General features: G+C 51.8%; 13 protein-coding genes and 1 other RNA gene. 11 read left to right on the top strand and 3 right to left on the bottom strand.

Features of this window, described 5'->3' with window-relative positions; all coding sequences use genetic code 11:
* Positions 1-4 precede the first annotated feature (4 nt).
* Together menI and ydiJ are read right to left on the bottom strand one after the other, a co-directional pair.
* Positions 5-415: a 1,4-dihydroxy-2-naphthoyl-CoA hydrolase gene (gene menI, locus VSR74_RS01410; protein WP_347793036.1), complete on the bottom strand. Its 411-nt coding sequence runs from the start codon at positions 413-415 to the stop codon at positions 5-7.
* The gene (gene ydiJ, locus VSR74_RS01405; protein WP_347794334.1) at positions 412-3,468 is read right to left on the bottom strand and encodes a D-2-hydroxyglutarate dehydrogenase YdiJ; all 3,057 of its coding nucleotides are present in this window, start codon (positions 3,466-3,468) and stop codon (positions 412-414) included. The genes menI and ydiJ overlap by 4 nt, the downstream gene beginning before the upstream one ends.
* Before the next feature lie 233 nt (positions 3,469-3,701).
* Here ydiJ and ydiK point away from each other — a divergent pair, with 233 nt between their 5' ends.
* From ydiK to VSR74_RS01360, 9 genes are all read left to right on the top strand, one after another.
* The gene (gene ydiK, locus VSR74_RS01400) at positions 3,702-4,823 is read left to right on the top strand and encodes an AI-2E family transporter YdiK (RefSeq protein ID WP_347793035.1); all 1,122 of its coding nucleotides are present in this window, start codon (positions 3,702-3,704) and stop codon (positions 4,821-4,823) included.
* 168 nt (positions 4,824-4,991) lie between these two features.
* Positions 4,992-5,099, top strand: an RNA gene (rprA, locus tag VSR74_RS01395) — antisense sRNA RprA.
* Positions 5,100-5,218: 119 nt separating this feature from the next.
* Positions 5,219-5,578, top strand: coding sequence for a YdiL family protein (locus VSR74_RS01390; RefSeq protein WP_347794333.1), 360 nt, complete (start codon positions 5,219-5,221; stop codon positions 5,576-5,578).
* Between the two features lie 93 nt (positions 5,579-5,671).
* Positions 5,672-6,871: an MFS transporter gene (locus VSR74_RS01385; RefSeq protein ID WP_347793034.1), complete on the top strand. Its 1,200-nt coding sequence runs from the start codon at positions 5,672-5,674 to the stop codon at positions 6,869-6,871.
* 244 nt (positions 6,872-7,115) lie between these two features.
* Positions 7,116-8,351, top strand: a complete 1,236-nt coding sequence (locus tag VSR74_RS01380; protein ID WP_347793033.1) for an MFS transporter — start codon at positions 7,116-7,118, stop codon at positions 8,349-8,351.
* 14 nt (positions 8,352-8,365) lie between these two features.
* The gene (gene ydiB / locus VSR74_RS01375; RefSeq protein WP_347793032.1) at positions 8,366-9,232 is read left to right on the top strand and encodes a quinate/shikimate dehydrogenase; all 867 of its coding nucleotides are present in this window, start codon (positions 8,366-8,368) and stop codon (positions 9,230-9,232) included.
* 25 nt (positions 9,233-9,257) lie between these two features.
* Positions 9,258-10,016, top strand: a complete 759-nt coding sequence (aroD, locus tag VSR74_RS01370; RefSeq protein WP_347793031.1) for a type I 3-dehydroquinate dehydratase — start codon at positions 9,258-9,260, stop codon at positions 10,014-10,016.
* Positions 10,017-10,160: 144 nt separating this feature from the next.
* Positions 10,161-11,765, top strand: coding sequence for an acyl CoA:acetate/3-ketoacid CoA transferase (locus tag VSR74_RS01365; protein WP_347793030.1), 1,605 nt, complete (start codon positions 10,161-10,163; stop codon positions 11,763-11,765).
* 4 nt (positions 11,766-11,769) lie between these two features.
* Positions 11,770-12,921 (top strand): acyl-CoA dehydrogenase, encoded by a 1,152-nt coding sequence (locus VSR74_RS01360; RefSeq protein ID WP_347793029.1) that lies wholly within the window; start codon positions 11,770-11,772, stop codon positions 12,919-12,921.
* A 37-nt stretch (positions 12,922-12,958) separates the two neighbouring features.
* Here VSR74_RS01360 and VSR74_RS01355 read toward each other — a convergent pair whose 3' ends face one another.
* Positions 12,959-13,864, bottom strand: coding sequence for an AraC family transcriptional regulator (locus VSR74_RS01355; protein WP_347793028.1), 906 nt, complete (start codon positions 13,862-13,864; stop codon positions 12,959-12,961).
* A 328-nt stretch (positions 13,865-14,192) separates the two neighbouring features.
* Between VSR74_RS01355 and VSR74_RS01350 the strand changes: the two genes are divergently transcribed.
* Together VSR74_RS01350 and VSR74_RS01345 are read left to right on the top strand one after the other, a co-directional pair.
* Positions 14,193-14,957 carry an electron transfer flavoprotein gene (locus VSR74_RS01350; protein WP_347793027.1) on the top strand — a complete coding sequence of 255 codons (765 nt, stop codon included), beginning with the start codon at positions 14,193-14,195 and terminating at the stop codon, positions 14,955-14,957.
* Positions 14,958-14,976: 19 nt separating this feature from the next.
* The gene (locus tag VSR74_RS01345; RefSeq protein ID WP_347793026.1) at positions 14,977-15,909 is read left to right on the top strand and encodes an electron transfer flavoprotein subunit alpha; all 933 of its coding nucleotides are present in this window, start codon (positions 14,977-14,979) and stop codon (positions 15,907-15,909) included.
* Positions 15,910-15,929: the final 20 nt, after the last annotated feature.

The following is a 15,929-nucleotide window of genomic DNA, read 5'->3' as shown; positions in this document are numbered from 1 at the left end:
AGGATCACACAACCGCCGTCGTCAGGCGCGAAGTGCAGCACAATCGCCCCTCTTCATCGAAAATTTCGATTTGCCACACCTGGTTGCGTCGTCCGGTATGAATCGGTTTACAGACACCGCGAACGCGACCACTGCGCACGGAACGGATGTGGTTAGCGTTGATTTCCAGCCCAACCACGCCCTGCTCGCCTTCAGTGCACAGATAACCTGCAACCGACCCCAGCGTTTCCGCCAACACCACAGAAGCCCCGCCGTGCAATAAACCAAAAGTCTGATGTGTACGATGATCGACCGGCATTGAGCCTTCCAGAACATCCTCACCCATGGCGTCAAAACGAATATCCAGTAGCGCCATCATCGTCCCCTCATTCATCGCATTGAGGGCTTCGAGAGTCGTCTGTCGTCTCCAAATCATCCAATAATCTCCAGTAGCGCCTGTAACGGATGGCGAACGCCATTCCCTTCAACACGTTTCACCTGGCTGCGGCATGAGTAACCGGTCGCCAGACAGCGATTGCGTGGCAAACGCTGCATTGCCTGCTGCCATGATAACGCATAAATCCCGAGGGAGTTTTCGTGATTTTTCACTTCATGGCCATAGGTGCCTGCCATGCCGCAGCAGCCGACGTTGATGTTTTCAAGCCTGGCGCCAAAGCGGGCGAAGATGTCCGCCCACTGTTTAGTTGCCGCAGGCAATGCGGTGACTTCCGTACAGTGACCAAAGAGATACCAGGATTCACCGCCGGACTCCTGGCTGTGAATGTCCTCCAGCGCCTGCGGCAGCCATTCGTGCACCAGCATGACATTAAAGTCACCGCGTTTATCACCCAGCACCTGCTTGTACTCATCGCGATAGCACAGCACCAGAGCCGGGTCGACGCCCACCATAGGGATGCCGAGTTCCGCTACGCGATTCAGGTAATCTGCCGTTTTACGCGCGGTTTTGGTAAAGCGGGTGACGAAACCTTTAATGTGCTGCGCCTTGCCGTTCGGTGAGAACGGGAGCAGCACCGGTTGCAGGCCCAGTTTATCAATCAGGCGAATAAAATCGGCCACGACCTGTGCATCGTAGTAGCTGGTGAAAGGATCCTGCACCACCAGCACCGTTAACGCTTTTTGCTCCGGCGACAACGCTTCCAGTTGCTCCAGCGTCATATTGGCGGAGCGATGGGTGGTAAGCCGTTTTTGCAATGACGGCGCGGAAAGCATCGGCAGATCGACCATCCCAATGTGCTTTTCTGACAGCTTACGTACCAGTGGCTGGCTCATAAAGAAGTTGAACGTTTTCGGTGCGCGCGCCATCAGCGGCGCATAGCTTTCCACCGTCGCCACCAGATGATCGCGCACCGGGCGCAGATAGCGCGTGTGATAGAGCTGTAAGAAACGGGCGCGGAAGTCCGGCACATCAATTTTAATCGGGCACTGGGTCGAGCAGGCTTTACAGGCCAGGCAGCCGGACATTGCCGCTTTCACCTCGTGGGAGAAATCGTACTCACCTTTGCGCGCATGCCAGGAGTTACGGGTACGATCAATCAACGAACGCAGGCTGGCGCGTTTCTCCGGCAGTTCTTTTTCCAGCAGTAATGGATCAACACCGCGATCGGCAAGCAGGCGTAGCCATTCCCGCACCAGCGTTGCGCGGCCTTTCGGAGAGTGGATACGATCGTTCGTTATCTTCATTGACGGGCACATCGGGCTTTTGGCATCGAAGTTAAAGCACAGACCGTTGCCGTTACACTCCATCGCTCCGCGCCAGGAGGTGCGTACCGCGATGGGGATCTGCCTGTCAAAGGTGCCGCGTTTAACCGCATCGACTTTCATCATCGGAGCATCCACGCCCGCCGGGGCGCAAATCTTACCGGGGTTGAGTCGGTTAAGCGGGTCGAATGCGGCTTTCACTTTCCGCAGTTCGTCATACAGTTGCTCGCCGAAGAAGGCCGGGCTGTACTCCGCACGGAAACCCTTACCGTGTTCACCCCACAGCAAGCCGCCATATTTGGCGGTCAGCGCGACAACATCATCGGAGATCTGTTTCATCAGGATCTCCTGCTGTGGGTCGCACATATCCAGCGCCGGACGCACGTGCAGCACACCCGCGTCAACGTGGCCAAACATACCGTAGCTCAGGCCGTGACCGTCGAGCAATGCACGAAACTCAACGATATAATCCGCCAGATGCTCCGGCGGTACACAGGTATCTTCCGCAAACGGAATGGGCTTCGCCGCGCCTTTAGCATTCCCCAACAGCCCGACCGCTTTTTTACGCATCGCGTAAATACGCTCAATACCATCCAGTTCGTTACAACGTTGCCAGCCAATCACGCCGCCTTCCTGACGGGCAATCAGTGCATCCAGACGCTGACACAGTGAAGTCACCTGCTCTTCAATCAGCGCCTCGTCGTCTCCGGCAAATTCGACAATATTAAGGCCGAGCATCTCTTTATCCGGCACATCGGCAATCAGTTCGCTGACCGAGTGCCAGACGATATCTTCCCGCGCCAGATTAAGCACTTTGGAGTCGACCGTCTCGACCGACAGCGCGCGGGCTTCCACCATCAGCGGCGCATTGCGCAGCGCGGAGTTGAACGAGTCGTACTTGATATTGACCAGCCGGCGTACCTTCGGCAGCGGCGTAATATCCAGCCGCGCTTCGGTGATAAACGCCAGCGTCCCTTCTGAACCGGTGAGGATTCGGGTTAAGTCAAACGAACTCATCTCATCGTTAAAGACGTGCCGCAGGTCGTAGCCTGTGAGGAATCGATTTAGTTTTGGAAATTTGTCGATGATGAGTTGTCGGTTATCACGGCAACCCTCAAAAACCGTGCGGTAAATGCGCCCGGAAGCGGACTGCTCTTTCGCCAGGGTTTCTGCCAGCGCGACCGGAACCGGCTGCGTATCCAGAATGTCGCCGCCCAGCAGCACCGCCCGCACACCCAGCACATGATCGGAGGTTTTGCCGTAGACCAACGACCCCTGACCTGAGGCGTCGGTATTGATCATGCCGCCAAGCGTCGCGCGATTACTGGTTGATAGCTCGGGAGAGAAAAAGTAGCCGTATGGCCTGAGATATTGATTGAGCTGATCTTTAATAACCCCGGCTTCGACCCGCACCCACCCTTCTTCCGGGTTGATTTCAATAATGCGATTCATATATCGGGACATATCAACGATGATGCCCTGATTCAGCGCCTGCCCATTGGTGCCAGTACCGCCGCCACGCGGGGTGAAGATGAGTGAACGGAAACGTTCTTCCTCTGCCAGACGTGCCAGCAGAGCCACATCCGCCGTCGAGCGGGGAAACACCACCGCATCCGGCAACAACTGATAAATGCTGTTATCGGTTGCCATTGTCAGCCTGTCGGCATATTGAGTGGCGGTATCGCCGGTAAAACCTTGTTGCTCCAGTGCCTGCAAAAAATTCAGCACCAGTTGAACCACGCCTGGTGCCTGAGAAATTTGTGGGATCATCACGCTTGACCCTGTCTGAATAGTTGGTGTTGTTGTACATGCGCGCCTTCCACAGGAAGAGGCTCATGTTTAATCGTTTGCGTAGCGCATTTATCGTTGTATCACATTTTTTTCTTATACGCCCGGTAGATTTAAGTGCAAAATCGCCCCGTTAAACAGTTTGATATTATTATCAATATAAGGGCTTACGCCGCGCCAGCGCTCTGGCGTACAAAAGAAGGTAAAACTGATCTATGAGTACGTTTCAACGGCCTCGCGATATACCGCAAATACTGCTATCTGTGCTGTTTTTAGCACTGATGATCATCGCCTGTTTATGGATTGTTCAGCCATTTATTCTGGGTTTCGCCTGGGCTGCCACCATCGTGATCGCCACCTGGCCGGTGCTGTTGCGTCTGCAACGCATTCTTTTTGGCCGTCGTGGCCTCGCAGTGCTGGTGATGACGCTGCTGCTTTTCTTACTGTTCGTGATTCCGATTGCGCTGCTGGTCAATAGCGTTGTCGACGGCAGTGCCCCATTGGTACATGACATTACCTCAGGAACGTTGACGCTGCCTGAACTCGCCTGGCTGAACAGCATTCCGTTTGTCGGTGCGAAACTCTATCAGGGCTGGCACAGTTTGCTGGATATGGGCGGCAGCGCCATTATGGCGAAAGTGCGCCCGTATATCGGCACCACGACCACCTGGTTCGTCGGTCAGGCGGCGCACATCGGGCGCTTCCTGATGCACAGCGGTTTAATGCTGCTGTTCAGCGCGCTTCTTTACTGGCAGGGCGAAAAAGTGGCATTTGGGATCCGCTATTTTGCAACCCGTCTGGCGGCCAAACGTGGTGACGCGGCGGTGCTGCTGGCGGGTCAGGCGATTCGCGCCGTGGCGCTGGGCGTGGTCGTCACCGCGCTGGCACAGGCCATTCTCGGCGGCATTGGCCTGGCTATTTCTGGCGTACCCTACGCCACGCTGCTCACCGTGGTAATGATCTTCTCCTGCCTGGTGCAGTTGGGGCCGCTACTGGTGCTCATCCCCTCGATTATCTGGCTCTACTGGACAGGCGATACCACCTGGGGCACGGTGCTGCTGGTATGGAGTTGCGTGGTAGGCACCATGGATAACGTTATCCGTCCAATGCTGATCCGTATGGGTGCGGACTTGCCGATGATCCTCATTCTTTCCGGCGTTATCGGTGGTCTGGTCGCGTTTGGCATGATAGGCCTGTTTATCGGCCCGGTACTGCTGGCGGTTTCCTGGCGCCTGTTTGATGCCTGGTTGCATGAAGTTCCCCCGCCAACGACCGATCCGGATCAGGTGCTGGAGGAGTTACAGCAGTTTGATGCCGTCAGCGATAAAAAAGAGTAAACAACCGCCCGTCACTTAAGTTTTTCTTATCAATCCCCCCTTGTAATGTTAACGGATGCCATCAAATGATGGCATCCGCCCCTGGCGCAATTAAAAATCATTCACACAATTTTAACTATTGAGACGAATCTGATCGACGTGAAAAAGTGACATGCCTACTATTAGCACACGGTTATAAATCAACAGCTTGATTTATAAACATGGAAATCCCCTGAGTGAAACAATGAATTGCTGTGTGTAGTCTTTGCCCATCTCCCACGATGGGCTTTTTTTTAAGCGCTTCCCTCTCCCCCTGCAACGCATACTATGTTGCAGTAGATAGTGTGACCCTCTTCAATCCAGCTACGACGTAAGAATGCTATTTATGCTCTATCTTTTTTTGAGGGCACAAAATGATGAACGCCGATGAGCTACAAGCATTACGCCATATTTTAGCGTTAACAATTGACGAGTGTGCGAACTGGGTTGCCTGCGATGGCGATATTAAAGCCTGGCAATCGTGGGAAGAGGGTCGGCAAACGATCCCCGACGTTATTATTGAAAAAATGCTGGCAATCCGCCAAAAAAGAATCATGCACATTAATGCGATTATTCAGAAAATTAATCATCGTATCGGTAATAATACCATGCGCGTTTTTCGTGATTTGGAAACCTTCCGCAGCGTTTATTCACAAGGTGAATTTCTTGACTGGAAAATCTATCAGTCCGTTGCTGCTGAACTTTATTCTCACGATCTGGAGCGGCTTTCTTCATAGATGATTGAAAAACCTCACCTCTAATTCTTGTATTAGACCATACCTTAATTTCGCAGAACATGCCGGATATTGCACGTCTGCAGAGCAAACAAAATGAAAATAGTTTATTTACCTACCGCGGCAGGACTCTATCTCAATTATCTGGTTCATGGCATGGGCGTGATACTGATGAGCCTGAATATGCAGGCGCTGGAACAACAATGGCAGACTGACGCCGCAGGCGTTTCCATTGTTATATCGTCACTGGGCATTGGGCGATTAAGTATTCTCTTTTTTTCGGGCATTCTGTCAGATCGCTTCGGCCGACGGCCATTTGTGTTAACCGGGATGGTCTGTTATGTCATTTTTTTCTTCGGCATTCTCTGCACAAATAATATTGTTATGGCCTACGCCTTTGGTTTTCTTGCCGGAATGGCCAACAGCTTTCTCGATGCCGGTACCTATCCCAGCCTGATGGAGGCTTTTCCCGATACCCCCAGCACCGCCAATATTCTGATTAAAGCGTTTGTTTCTGCCGGGCAATTCCTGCTGCCGATGATTATCAGCCTGCTGGTATGGGCGAACCTGTGGTTCGGTTGGTCATTCATCATCGCGGCGGGCATTATGCTGCTTAATGGCCTCTTTTTGCTGCGCTGCACCTTTCCTGCTCATCCGGGTCGCCCCCGCTCTTGTACGCCATCACCGACGGAGGATAAGGCCCCCCACTGTTCGTTTGTTGACCTGGCAAGCTACACCCTTTATGGCTATGTCTCGATGGCGACGTTTTACCTTATCAGCCAGTGGTTGGCGCAATATGGTCAGCACATTGCCGGAATGCCTTATACATCAGCCATTAAGCTGCTGAGTATTTATACCTGCGGCTCTCTGCTGTGCGTGATGATCACCGCACCGCTGGTACGCAAAACGGTTCGCCCCACCACGTTATTGATGCTGTATACCTTCATCTCGTTTATCGCGCTCGTCACCGTGTGTCTCTATCCAACCGCCACTGTCGTGACCATTTTCGCCTTTGTCATCGGCTTTTCCTCGGCAGGCGGCGTGGTACAAATTGGTTTGACGTTGATGGCGGCTCGCTTTACCCACGCAAAAGGTAAAGCCACCGGTATTTACTACAGCGCAGGCAGCATAGCGACGTTTACCATCCCCCTGATTACCGCCCATCTGTCAGAAAGAAGCATCGCAGATATTATGTGGTTTGACACCGCTATCGCCGCATTGGGTTTTTTACTGGCGTTATTTCTTGGTTATCGCAGCTACGCTGAGGAAAAACGACGCCCGATGCTGACGCTCTGAACTTATACACCTGGATGCAATATTATTATCCCTCCCTGCAAAATAGGCTGGATAAAAACAACGATATCGGACACACCACAGGAATAAACCACAACATTCACACTTTAACATGCAATATACCTGGTAACTAAAACGCCATGCTATGTAGGCCAGCATTTATTGCCCTCGTATAGTAACAGGAAAGCGCCAACGGAAAGAAACGTGTGGCGCGCAAAGAATAATTTCAAAGTCAAGGAGCGGGGAAATGTCTCACAATAAGACGTTCGGCACGCCATTTATCCTGGCGGTTTTTTGTATTTATTTAAGTTATTTTCTACACGGCATCAGTGTTATCACTCTGGCGCAAAACATGACGCCGCTGGCTGAAAAATTTTCCACGGACAATGCCGGAATAGCCTATTTAATTTCCGGAATTGGTCTCGGTAGACTGATCAGTATTCTCTTTTTTGGTGTGCTGTCCGATAAGTTTGGTCGCCGGGCGATTATTTTACTGGGCGTTGCCTCGTATATGCTCTTTTTCTTTGGTATTCCCGCCAGTCCGAATCTGGTGGTGGCATTTGGGCTGGCCATTTGCGTCGGTATTGCCAACTCGGCCCTTGATACCGGCGGCTACCCGGCGCTGATGGAGTGTTTCCCAAAAGCCTCCGGTTCGGCCGTCATTCTGGTGAAGGCCATGATTTCGTTTGGCCAGATGATCTACCCGATGATCGTCAGCTATATGCTGCTTAATAATATCTGGTATGGCTATGCCGTGATCTGCCCCGGCATCCTGTTTGTGTTGATTACCCTGATGCTACTGCGAAGCCGGTTCCCTGGTCAGTCTATTGATGCCAGCATCGCAAAAGATTTGCCGCAAATGAACAGCAAGCCTCTGGTCTGGCTGGAAGGCGTCGCCTCGGTGCTGTTTGGCGTTGCCGCCTTTTCTACGTTTTATGTCATCGTCGTCTGGATGCCAAAATATGCCATGGCATTCGCCGGAATGACGGAGGCGGAGGCGCTAAAAACCATCTCTTACTACAGCATGGGGTCGCTGGTCTGCGTCTTTATCTTTGCCGCACTGCTGAAAAAAAAGGTTCGCCCAATCTGGGCTAACGTTTTTAACGCCGGGTTAGCCACGGTGACGGCTGCCATTATTTATCTCTATCCCTCTCCGCTGGTCTGTAACGGCGGTGCGTTTGTTATCGGTTTCTCTGCAGCCGGCGGCATCCTGCAACTGGGGGTTTCGGTGATGTCGGAGTTTTTCCCGAAGAGCAAGGCCAAAGTGACCAGCATCTATATGATGATGGGTGGCGTGGCTAACTTTATTATCCCACTGATCACCGGCTACCTCTCCAGAATCGGCCTGCAATACATCATCTTACTCGATTTCGCCTTTGCCCTGCTGACACTCATAACCGCCATCATCGTTTTCGTTCGCTATTACCGTGTGTTTCATATCCCACAAAACGATATCCGGCTGGGTGAACGTTATTTTCAATAAAAAGGAGTCATGCTATGGACGTAACCGCTAAATATGAATTGATCGGCCTGATGGCCTACCCCATCAGACACAGCCTGTCGCCGGAAATGCAAAATAAGGCGCTGGAAAAAGCCGGGTTGCCTTATACCTATATGGCCTTTGAAGTCGACAACAGCACCTTTGCCGGAGCAATTGAAGGGCTAAAAGCACTCAAAATGCGCGGCACCGGCGTCTCAATGCCCAATAAACAACTGGCGTGTGAATTTGTTGACGAATTGACGCCAGCCGCCAAACTGGTTGGGGCGATCAACACCATTGTCAATGATGACGGCTATCTTCGGGGCTTTAACACCGATGGCACGGGCCATATTCGCGCCATTAAAGAGAGCGGATTCGATATCAAAGGTAAAACCATGCTGCTGCTGGGCGCGGGCGGCGCCTCCACTGCGATTGGCGCTCAGGGCGCAGTCGAAGGGCTGAAAGAGATTAAGATCTTTAACCGCCGCGACGAATTTTTCGACAAGGCGCAGGCGTTCGCAAAACGCGTTAATGAAAACACCCACTGCGTAGTCACAGTGACAGACCTGGCCGATAAGCAAGCCTTCGAGGCCGCGCTCGCCAGCGCAGATATTTTAACCAACGGCACTAAAGTAGGTATGAAACCGCTGGAAAATGAATCACTTATCAGCGATATCTCTCTGTTGCGTCCGGATCTTCTGGTCACTGAGTGTGTTTACAATCCTCATATGACAAAACTTCTGCAACAGGCGCAACAAGCGGGTTGCAAAACCATCGATGGCTACGGCATGTTGTTATGGCAAGGGGCTGAACAGTTCAAGCTGTGGACGGGGAAAGATTTCCCGCTGGATTATGTGAAGCAGGTTATGGGATTTAGCGCCTGAATCTGTCAATAAAAAAGGGTATTCAATGAAAACCGTATGCGTTAAGAACCTCGTTATTGGCGAAGGTGTGCCAAAAATCATTGTGTCGTTGATGGGCAAAGATATCGCCAGCGTCAAAGCGGAAGCGCTGGCCTATCGCGAGGCTGACTTTGATGTGCTGGAGTGGCGCGTGGATCATTTCGCCAATGTCGACTCTGTTGATGTGGTAATGGAAGCTGCCAGGGCTATCAGAGATATCATGCCACACACTCCCCTGCTGTTTACCTTCCGCAGCGCACAGGAAGGCGGCGAGCAGGCCATCTCTACCGAGGCTTATATTGCGCTGAATCGCACCGCTGTCGATAGTGGCGTGGTGGATATGATCGATCTCGAACTGTATACCGGTGATGAGCTCGTTAAAGCGACGGTTGACTACGCGCAGCGCAAAAATGTGAAAGTCATTATCTCCAACCATGATTTCCACAAGACCCCGGCAGCGGATGAGATAGTCCGGCGACTGCGTAAAATGCAGGAACTGGGTGCGGATATCCCCAAAATCGCCCTGATGCCGCAAAATCGTAGTGATGTACTGACGCTGCTTAGCGCGACGCTTGCCATGCAGGAACAGTTTGCCGATCGACCGATTATCACTATGTCGATGGCAAAATCTGGCGTTATTTCGCGCCTGGCGGGAGAAACCTTTGGTTCCGCCGCCACATTTGGCGCAGTGAAGAAGGCCTCGGCGCCAGGGCAAATATCCGTAAGCGACCTGCGCACGGTATTAACGATTCTGCATCAGGCTTAAGTTTTTAAATTTAGCGGGAATTAAAAACCCCGCTCTCAATAAAATATAACCCCCAAATGTGAATATTGAGGTCAATATTCAATGGCTATCTGCGCCCTTAATCCGGCACAGAGCACCCGCCCGGGAGTTGTACGAGGAGTAGCAATGAAAAACAGACGACCACCGCGCGTCAATGGACGCGTACCTGTGCTCTCTGCACAGGAGGCGATAGATTATATTAAAGACGAAGACATTCTGTGTATTCTGGGTGCTGGCGGCGGTATTCTGGAAGCCACAACCTTAATTAACGCACTGGCGGATAAATATAAGCAAACGCAGACGCCGCGTAATTTATCCATTATCAGCCCGACTGGTCTTGGCGATCGCGCCGATCGCGGTATCAGCCCGCTGGCGCAAGAGGGGCTGGTGAAATGGGCGTTATGCGGGCACTGGGGACAATCGCCGCGCATCTCTGATTTAGCCGAACAAAATAAAATTGTCGCCTATAACTATCCACAGGGGGTATTAACGCAGACTCTACGCGCCTCTGCCGCTCACCAACCGGGCATTATCAGCGATATCGGCATTGGCACCTTTGTTGATCCCCGCCTTCAGGGTGGCAAGCTCAACGAAATGACCAAAGAAGACCTGATTAAAGTGGTCGAAATTGAGAACAAAGAGTATCTCTACTACAAAGCCATCGCGCCGACTATCGCCTTTATCCGCGCCACCACCTGCGATAGCGAAGGCTATGCCTCCTTTGAAGATGAAGTGATGTATCTGGATGCGCTGGTACTGGCTCAGGCGGTACATAACAACGGCGGCATCGTCATGATGCAGGTGCAAAAAATGGTGAAAAAAGCCACCCTGCATCCAAAATCCGTGCGCATTCCCGGTTATCTGGTGGATATTGTGGTGGTAGACTCTGAGCAGACGCAGCTCTACGGCGGCGCGCCGGTGAACCGATTTATCTCCGGCGATTTTACCCTCGACGACAGTACCAAACTCACCCTCCCCCTGAATCAACGTAAGCTGGTCGCCCGTCGCGCCCTGTTTGAAATGCGTAAAGGCGCGGTCGGTAATGTCGGCGTTGGCATTGCCGACGGCATCGGGCTGGTCGCGCGTGAAGAAGGCTGCGCGGATGACTTTATCCTGACAGTAGAAACCGGCCCCATCGGTGGGATCACCTCGCAGGGCATCGCCTTTGGCGCCAACGTCAATACTCGCGCCATTCTGGATATGACCTCGCAGTTTGACTTCTACCACGGCGGCGGCCTGGATGTCTGTTACCTGAGCTTTGCTGAGGTTGACAGCCACGGCAACGTCGGCGTGCATAAATTCAACGGCAAAATCATGGGCACCGGCGGTTTTATTGATATCAGCGCCACCTCAAAGAAAATTGTGTTCTGCGGAACGTTAACCGCAGGCAGCCTGAAGACAGAAATTGCCGACGGCAAATTAAATATTCTTCAGGAAGGTCGGGTGAATAAATTTATCCGTGAACTACCCGAAATTACCTTCAGCGGGAAAATTGCCCTCGAACGCGGGCTGGACGTGCGTTATATCACTGAACGTGCCGTATTCACGTTGAAAGAGGATGGTCTGCACTTAATTGAGATTGCCCCTGGCGCCGATCTGGAAAAAGACATTCTCGGTCGAATGGATTTTGTCCCGGTTATTTCGCCTGACCTGAAAATGATGGATAAACGATTATTTATCGATGCAGCAATGGGCTTTGTATTGCCGGAATCGAGCAACGAGAAGGAGTAAGAAGATGGATTTTGCTTTAACCGAAGAGCAGGAATTGTTACTTGCCAGCATTCGTGAACTGATCACCACGCATTTCCCGGAAGAATACTTCCGCACCTGCGATCAAACAGGTACCTACCCCCGCGAGTTTATGCAGGCGCTGGCCGAAAACGGTATCTCCCTGCTTGGTGTGCCGGAAGAGTTCGGCGGTATTCCGGCAGATTATGTCACCCAGATGCTGGCGCTGATGGAAGTGTCTAAATGCGGCGCGCCAGCCTTTCTCATCACCAATGGCCAGTGTATTCACAGCATGCGCCGTTTCGGCTCCCCCGAGCAACTCCGCAAAACCGCGGAAAGCACGCTGGAGACCGGCGACCCCGCTTACGCGCTGGCATTAACCGAACCGGGGGCGGGTTCTGACAATAATAGCGCCACCACCCGCTACACCCGTAAAAATGGCAAAGTTTATCTGAACGGCCAGAAAACCTTTATTACCGGGGCGAAGGAGTACCCCTACATGTTGGTGCTGGCGCGCGATCCTGAGCCGAAAGATCCGAAAAAAGCTTTCACCCTCTGGTGGGTGGATTCCAGCAAACCGGGGATTAAAATAAATCCTCTGCACAAAATCGGCTGGCACATGCTGAGTACTTGCGAAGTCTATCTCGACGATGTCGAGGTCGATGAAAGCGATATGGTTGGCGAAGAAGGCATGGGCTTCCTCAATGTGATGTACAACTTTGAAATGGAGCGCCTAATTAACGCAGCCCGCAGTACCGGCTTTGCCGAATGCGCATTCGAAGACGCTGCCCGCTATGCCAATCAGCGCATCGCCTTTGGAAAACCGATTGGTCATAATCAGATGATCCAGGAAAAGCTGGCCCTGATGGCGATTAAAATAGAAAACATGCGCAATATGGTGCTAAAGGTCGCCTGGCAGGCGGATCAGGAACAGTCGTTGCGCACCAGTGCAGCGCTGGCGAAACTTCATTGCGCGCGCACCGCCATGGAAGTGATTGACGATGCGATTCAAATTATGGGCGGGCTGGGGTATACGGATGAGGCGCGTGTCTCCCGCTTCTGGCGTGATGTTCGTTGCGAACGTATCGGCGGCGGCACCGACGAAATCATGATCTACGTAGCAGGTCGACAAATCCTGAAAGATTACCAGAACAAATAAATGGCAAGGCGCGCAGTACGCGACTGCGCGCCTTATTTTACATAAACAGCGGAGATTGCCCGCAATGACCCGAATAATGGGCTGACTCAGCCATATAATTTTTAAATTGCTTCCGATAATCACTCGGAGAGCATCCTACGTGACGCTGAAATAATTTGGTAAAATGGTCGACATTTTCATAACCTACCTGAACTGAAATCTCCGCCAGGGAGAAATCGGTATTTGTCAGTGAAAATTTCGCCTCCGTCATTCGCCGCTGGATAACATAATTTATTGGCGAAATGTGATACTCTTTAGTGAACTCATGACAAATATAACTAACACTGGCACGAAACTTCTTCGATAAATTACCTAACGTTATTTTCTCTCGATAATTATTATTAAGATAAACCAGAATATCTTTTATCAGAATATCTTTTCTGATTACCCCTTGCTCAGAGCGATAGACATTCTTGAAATTTTCGTAAAATAAAACAGTCAGCGTATAGGCAAATGCATCATGCAGGGAAGGAAGATTATGACTTTGTGGTAACAACACGCTTAGCTCGTCAAAAATACTTTTGATTACCTCCTTTCCCTGTACCACCGAGGCTACCGGGCAGGAGTGAGGCTGCAGTAGCTGATTTTCCTCCCAGCCACGTAAACGAAAACCATGCAGCGCGCATGTGTAAGTGGTCGCGGGCGCATTGATATCGGAGGCCACAGCGTGTAGTCGCCCTTTTTCCACCACCACGATATCGTCAGCATGGGCAACATACAGGGAAGAGTCGATAATTAAACGGGCAACGCCTTTTTTGACATAAATAAGTTCCGTTTCATTATCATGAACATGATGACCAGATTCCCATTTTGGGTCATCACTGATAACAAAACGTGAGAGTCGTGGCATTTTTCCCTGTTCAAAAATATTTTCCATAACATTATCAAAGCAACGTTGATACATAATAACCTCCACTGGTTGCGAACCATCCTGTGCAAAATATTAGGGATAACATAGAGCGAGATTTCGCCTTGCACAACTCCTCTGTTTCCCCACAAAACAAGATTATTAGCCTGGCATGCAAGATAATACGTCCTCCCTCACCGAAAATAATGACATCATTTTATTTTGTTCAGTTGCTCGCAATTTTTTTGCAAGATTATTGGTAATGAAAACAGCTTGACATGTCGAAACTCTGCTCGCGCTGCCGCACACTATTTCCAGTCCAAATTTCTATTTCGCCGCTGCAGGCCGCAATTGTGTCTTCAGCTCGAGGCTCAAAGGAGATGCCATGAAAATAGTTACCTGTTTTAAGCTGGTTCCTGAGGAACAGGATATTGTTATTACCCCTGAACGGGCGCTCAGTTTTGACAACGCCGATGCGAAAATCAGCCAGTTCGATTTGAATGCCATTGAGGCTGCAGCACAACTGGCTGGCGATGAAGATGAGATTGCGGCGTTGACCGTCGGCGGTTCGCTGCTGCAAAACTCGAAAGTGCGCAAAGATATACTCTCCCGGGGGCCGCATGCACTGTACATGGTTCAGGATAACCACCTGGAACATGCACTGCCGAAAGAAACCGCCCGCGCCCTTGTCGCCGCCGTCGAAAAAATTGGCTTCGACCTGCTCATATTCGGAGAAGGATCCGGCGATTTCTATGCCCAGCAGGTGGGCCTGCTGGCAGGGGAATATCTGCAGATCCCCGCCGTCAATGCGGTAAGCAATATACAACGCAAGGGCGACAGCATTATCGTTGAACGCACGCTCGAAGACGATATAGAAGTGATCTCGCTCCCCCTCCCCGCCGTGATTTGCGTCACCTCAGACATCAACGCACCGCGTATCCCCTCCATGAAGGCCATCCTCGGTGCAGGCAAAAAACCCGTCATCCAGTGGACAGCAAACGATATCGACTGGCATCAGGAAACGCTGCAGGCGGAGCTTGTCGAAATCAGTGTACCGCCACAGGCGGAACGCCGGCACATCATGCTGGATAACGACTCCCCGGAAGCCATTGCCGAACTGGCTGAGCATCTGAAGAAAGCCCTGAACTGAACCCAACGGAGAAAAGATCATGAGCCAATTAACCCACGTCTGGGTATTCAGCGACAATGTTGAGCGCTATGCAGAATTAATGGCAGGCGCTCGCCAGTGGGGGCAGCAGGTTTTTGCCATCGTGACTGCCGAACATATTGCGCACGTTACCGCACTTGCCCCGAATGGCATTATTGTGCTGGATAGCAGTAATGACCTGCAACGAATTGAAAATTATGCTGAAACCATTGTCAGTTTACTCAACGAGAAAGGCAACGGGCTGTTATTGATGTCGGCCACCCGGCGCTGCAAAGCGCTCGGCGTTCGCCTGAGCGTTCTGCTGAATGCAGCCCTGGTTAATGATGCCACATCGGTCAATATCGACAACGGCACGGTGTATGCCGAACACCGTATGTACGGTGGTCTGGCCTTTGGTAAAGAGAAACTGAATACACCAATGACCATCATTACCCTCGCTCCGGGCGTGATGGAACCTGTCGTGGCAAATCCCGCGCACCGCTGCCCGGTGGTTAACGCCGTCCGGGTTGCCCCGCGTCATGAAATTCTTTGTCTGGAACGCCGCGCCAGGTCACTCAGCAGCGTGGATCTCAGTAAAGCGAAGCGCGTGGTCGGTGTGGGACGCGGCCTGGTCGCGCAGGACGATCTGGCGATGGTACGAGAGCTGGCTGCCGCATTGGGTGCGGAAGTGGGCTGTTCCCGCCCTATTGCCGAAGGGGAAAACTGGATGGAGCGCGAACGTTACATCGGGGTATCCGGCGTCCTGTTGAAATCTGATCTCTATCTGGCGCTGGGTATTTCCGGACAAATTCAGCACATGGTGGGGGGAAACGGCGCGAAAGTCATCGTCGCTATCAATAAAGATAAAAACGCGCCCATCTTCAGCTATGCCGATTACGGGCTGGTGGGCGATATCTACAAGGTCGTTCCGTCACTGATCGCCCATCTGCGTTAATTCCCAGGCGACGACAGCAG

Origin of the sequence: Pseudocitrobacter cyperus, from assembly GCF_039889165.1 — a bacterium.
In the GTDB taxonomy this organism is placed as follows: domain Bacteria; phylum Pseudomonadota; class Gammaproteobacteria; order Enterobacterales; family Enterobacteriaceae; genus Pseudocitrobacter; species Pseudocitrobacter cyperus.
This window is presented reverse-complemented; position numbering and strand designations above follow the sequence as displayed.

Coding starts and splice junctions, on each gene's coding strand:
- menI (WP_347793036.1), bottom strand. CDS start 415: ATGATTTGGAGACGACAGACGACTCTCGAAGCCCTCAATGCGATGAAT.
- ydiJ (WP_347794334.1), bottom strand. CDS start 3,468: ATGATCCCACAAATTTCTCAGGCACCAGGCGTGGTTCAACTGGTGCTG.
- ydiK (WP_347793035.1), top strand. CDS start 3,702: ATGAGTACGTTTCAACGGCCTCGCGATATACCGCAAATACTGCTATCT.
- VSR74_RS01390 (WP_347794333.1), top strand. CDS start 5,219: ATGAACGCCGATGAGCTACAAGCATTACGCCATATTTTAGCGTTAACA.
- VSR74_RS01385 (WP_347793034.1), top strand. CDS start 5,672: ATGAAAATAGTTTATTTACCTACCGCGGCAGGACTCTATCTCAATTAT.
- VSR74_RS01380 (WP_347793033.1), top strand. CDS start 7,116: ATGTCTCACAATAAGACGTTCGGCACGCCATTTATCCTGGCGGTTTTT.
- ydiB (WP_347793032.1), top strand. CDS start 8,366: ATGGACGTAACCGCTAAATATGAATTGATCGGCCTGATGGCCTACCCC.
- aroD (WP_347793031.1), top strand. CDS start 9,258: ATGAAAACCGTATGCGTTAAGAACCTCGTTATTGGCGAAGGTGTGCCA.
- VSR74_RS01365 (WP_347793030.1), top strand. CDS start 10,161: ATGAAAAACAGACGACCACCGCGCGTCAATGGACGCGTACCTGTGCTC.
- VSR74_RS01360 (WP_347793029.1), top strand. CDS start 11,770: ATGGATTTTGCTTTAACCGAAGAGCAGGAATTGTTACTTGCCAGCATT.
- VSR74_RS01355 (WP_347793028.1), bottom strand. CDS start 13,864: ATGTATCAACGTTGCTTTGATAATGTTATGGAAAATATTTTTGAACAG.
- VSR74_RS01350 (WP_347793027.1), top strand. CDS start 14,193: ATGAAAATAGTTACCTGTTTTAAGCTGGTTCCTGAGGAACAGGATATT.
- VSR74_RS01345 (WP_347793026.1), top strand. CDS start 14,977: ATGAGCCAATTAACCCACGTCTGGGTATTCAGCGACAATGTTGAGCGC.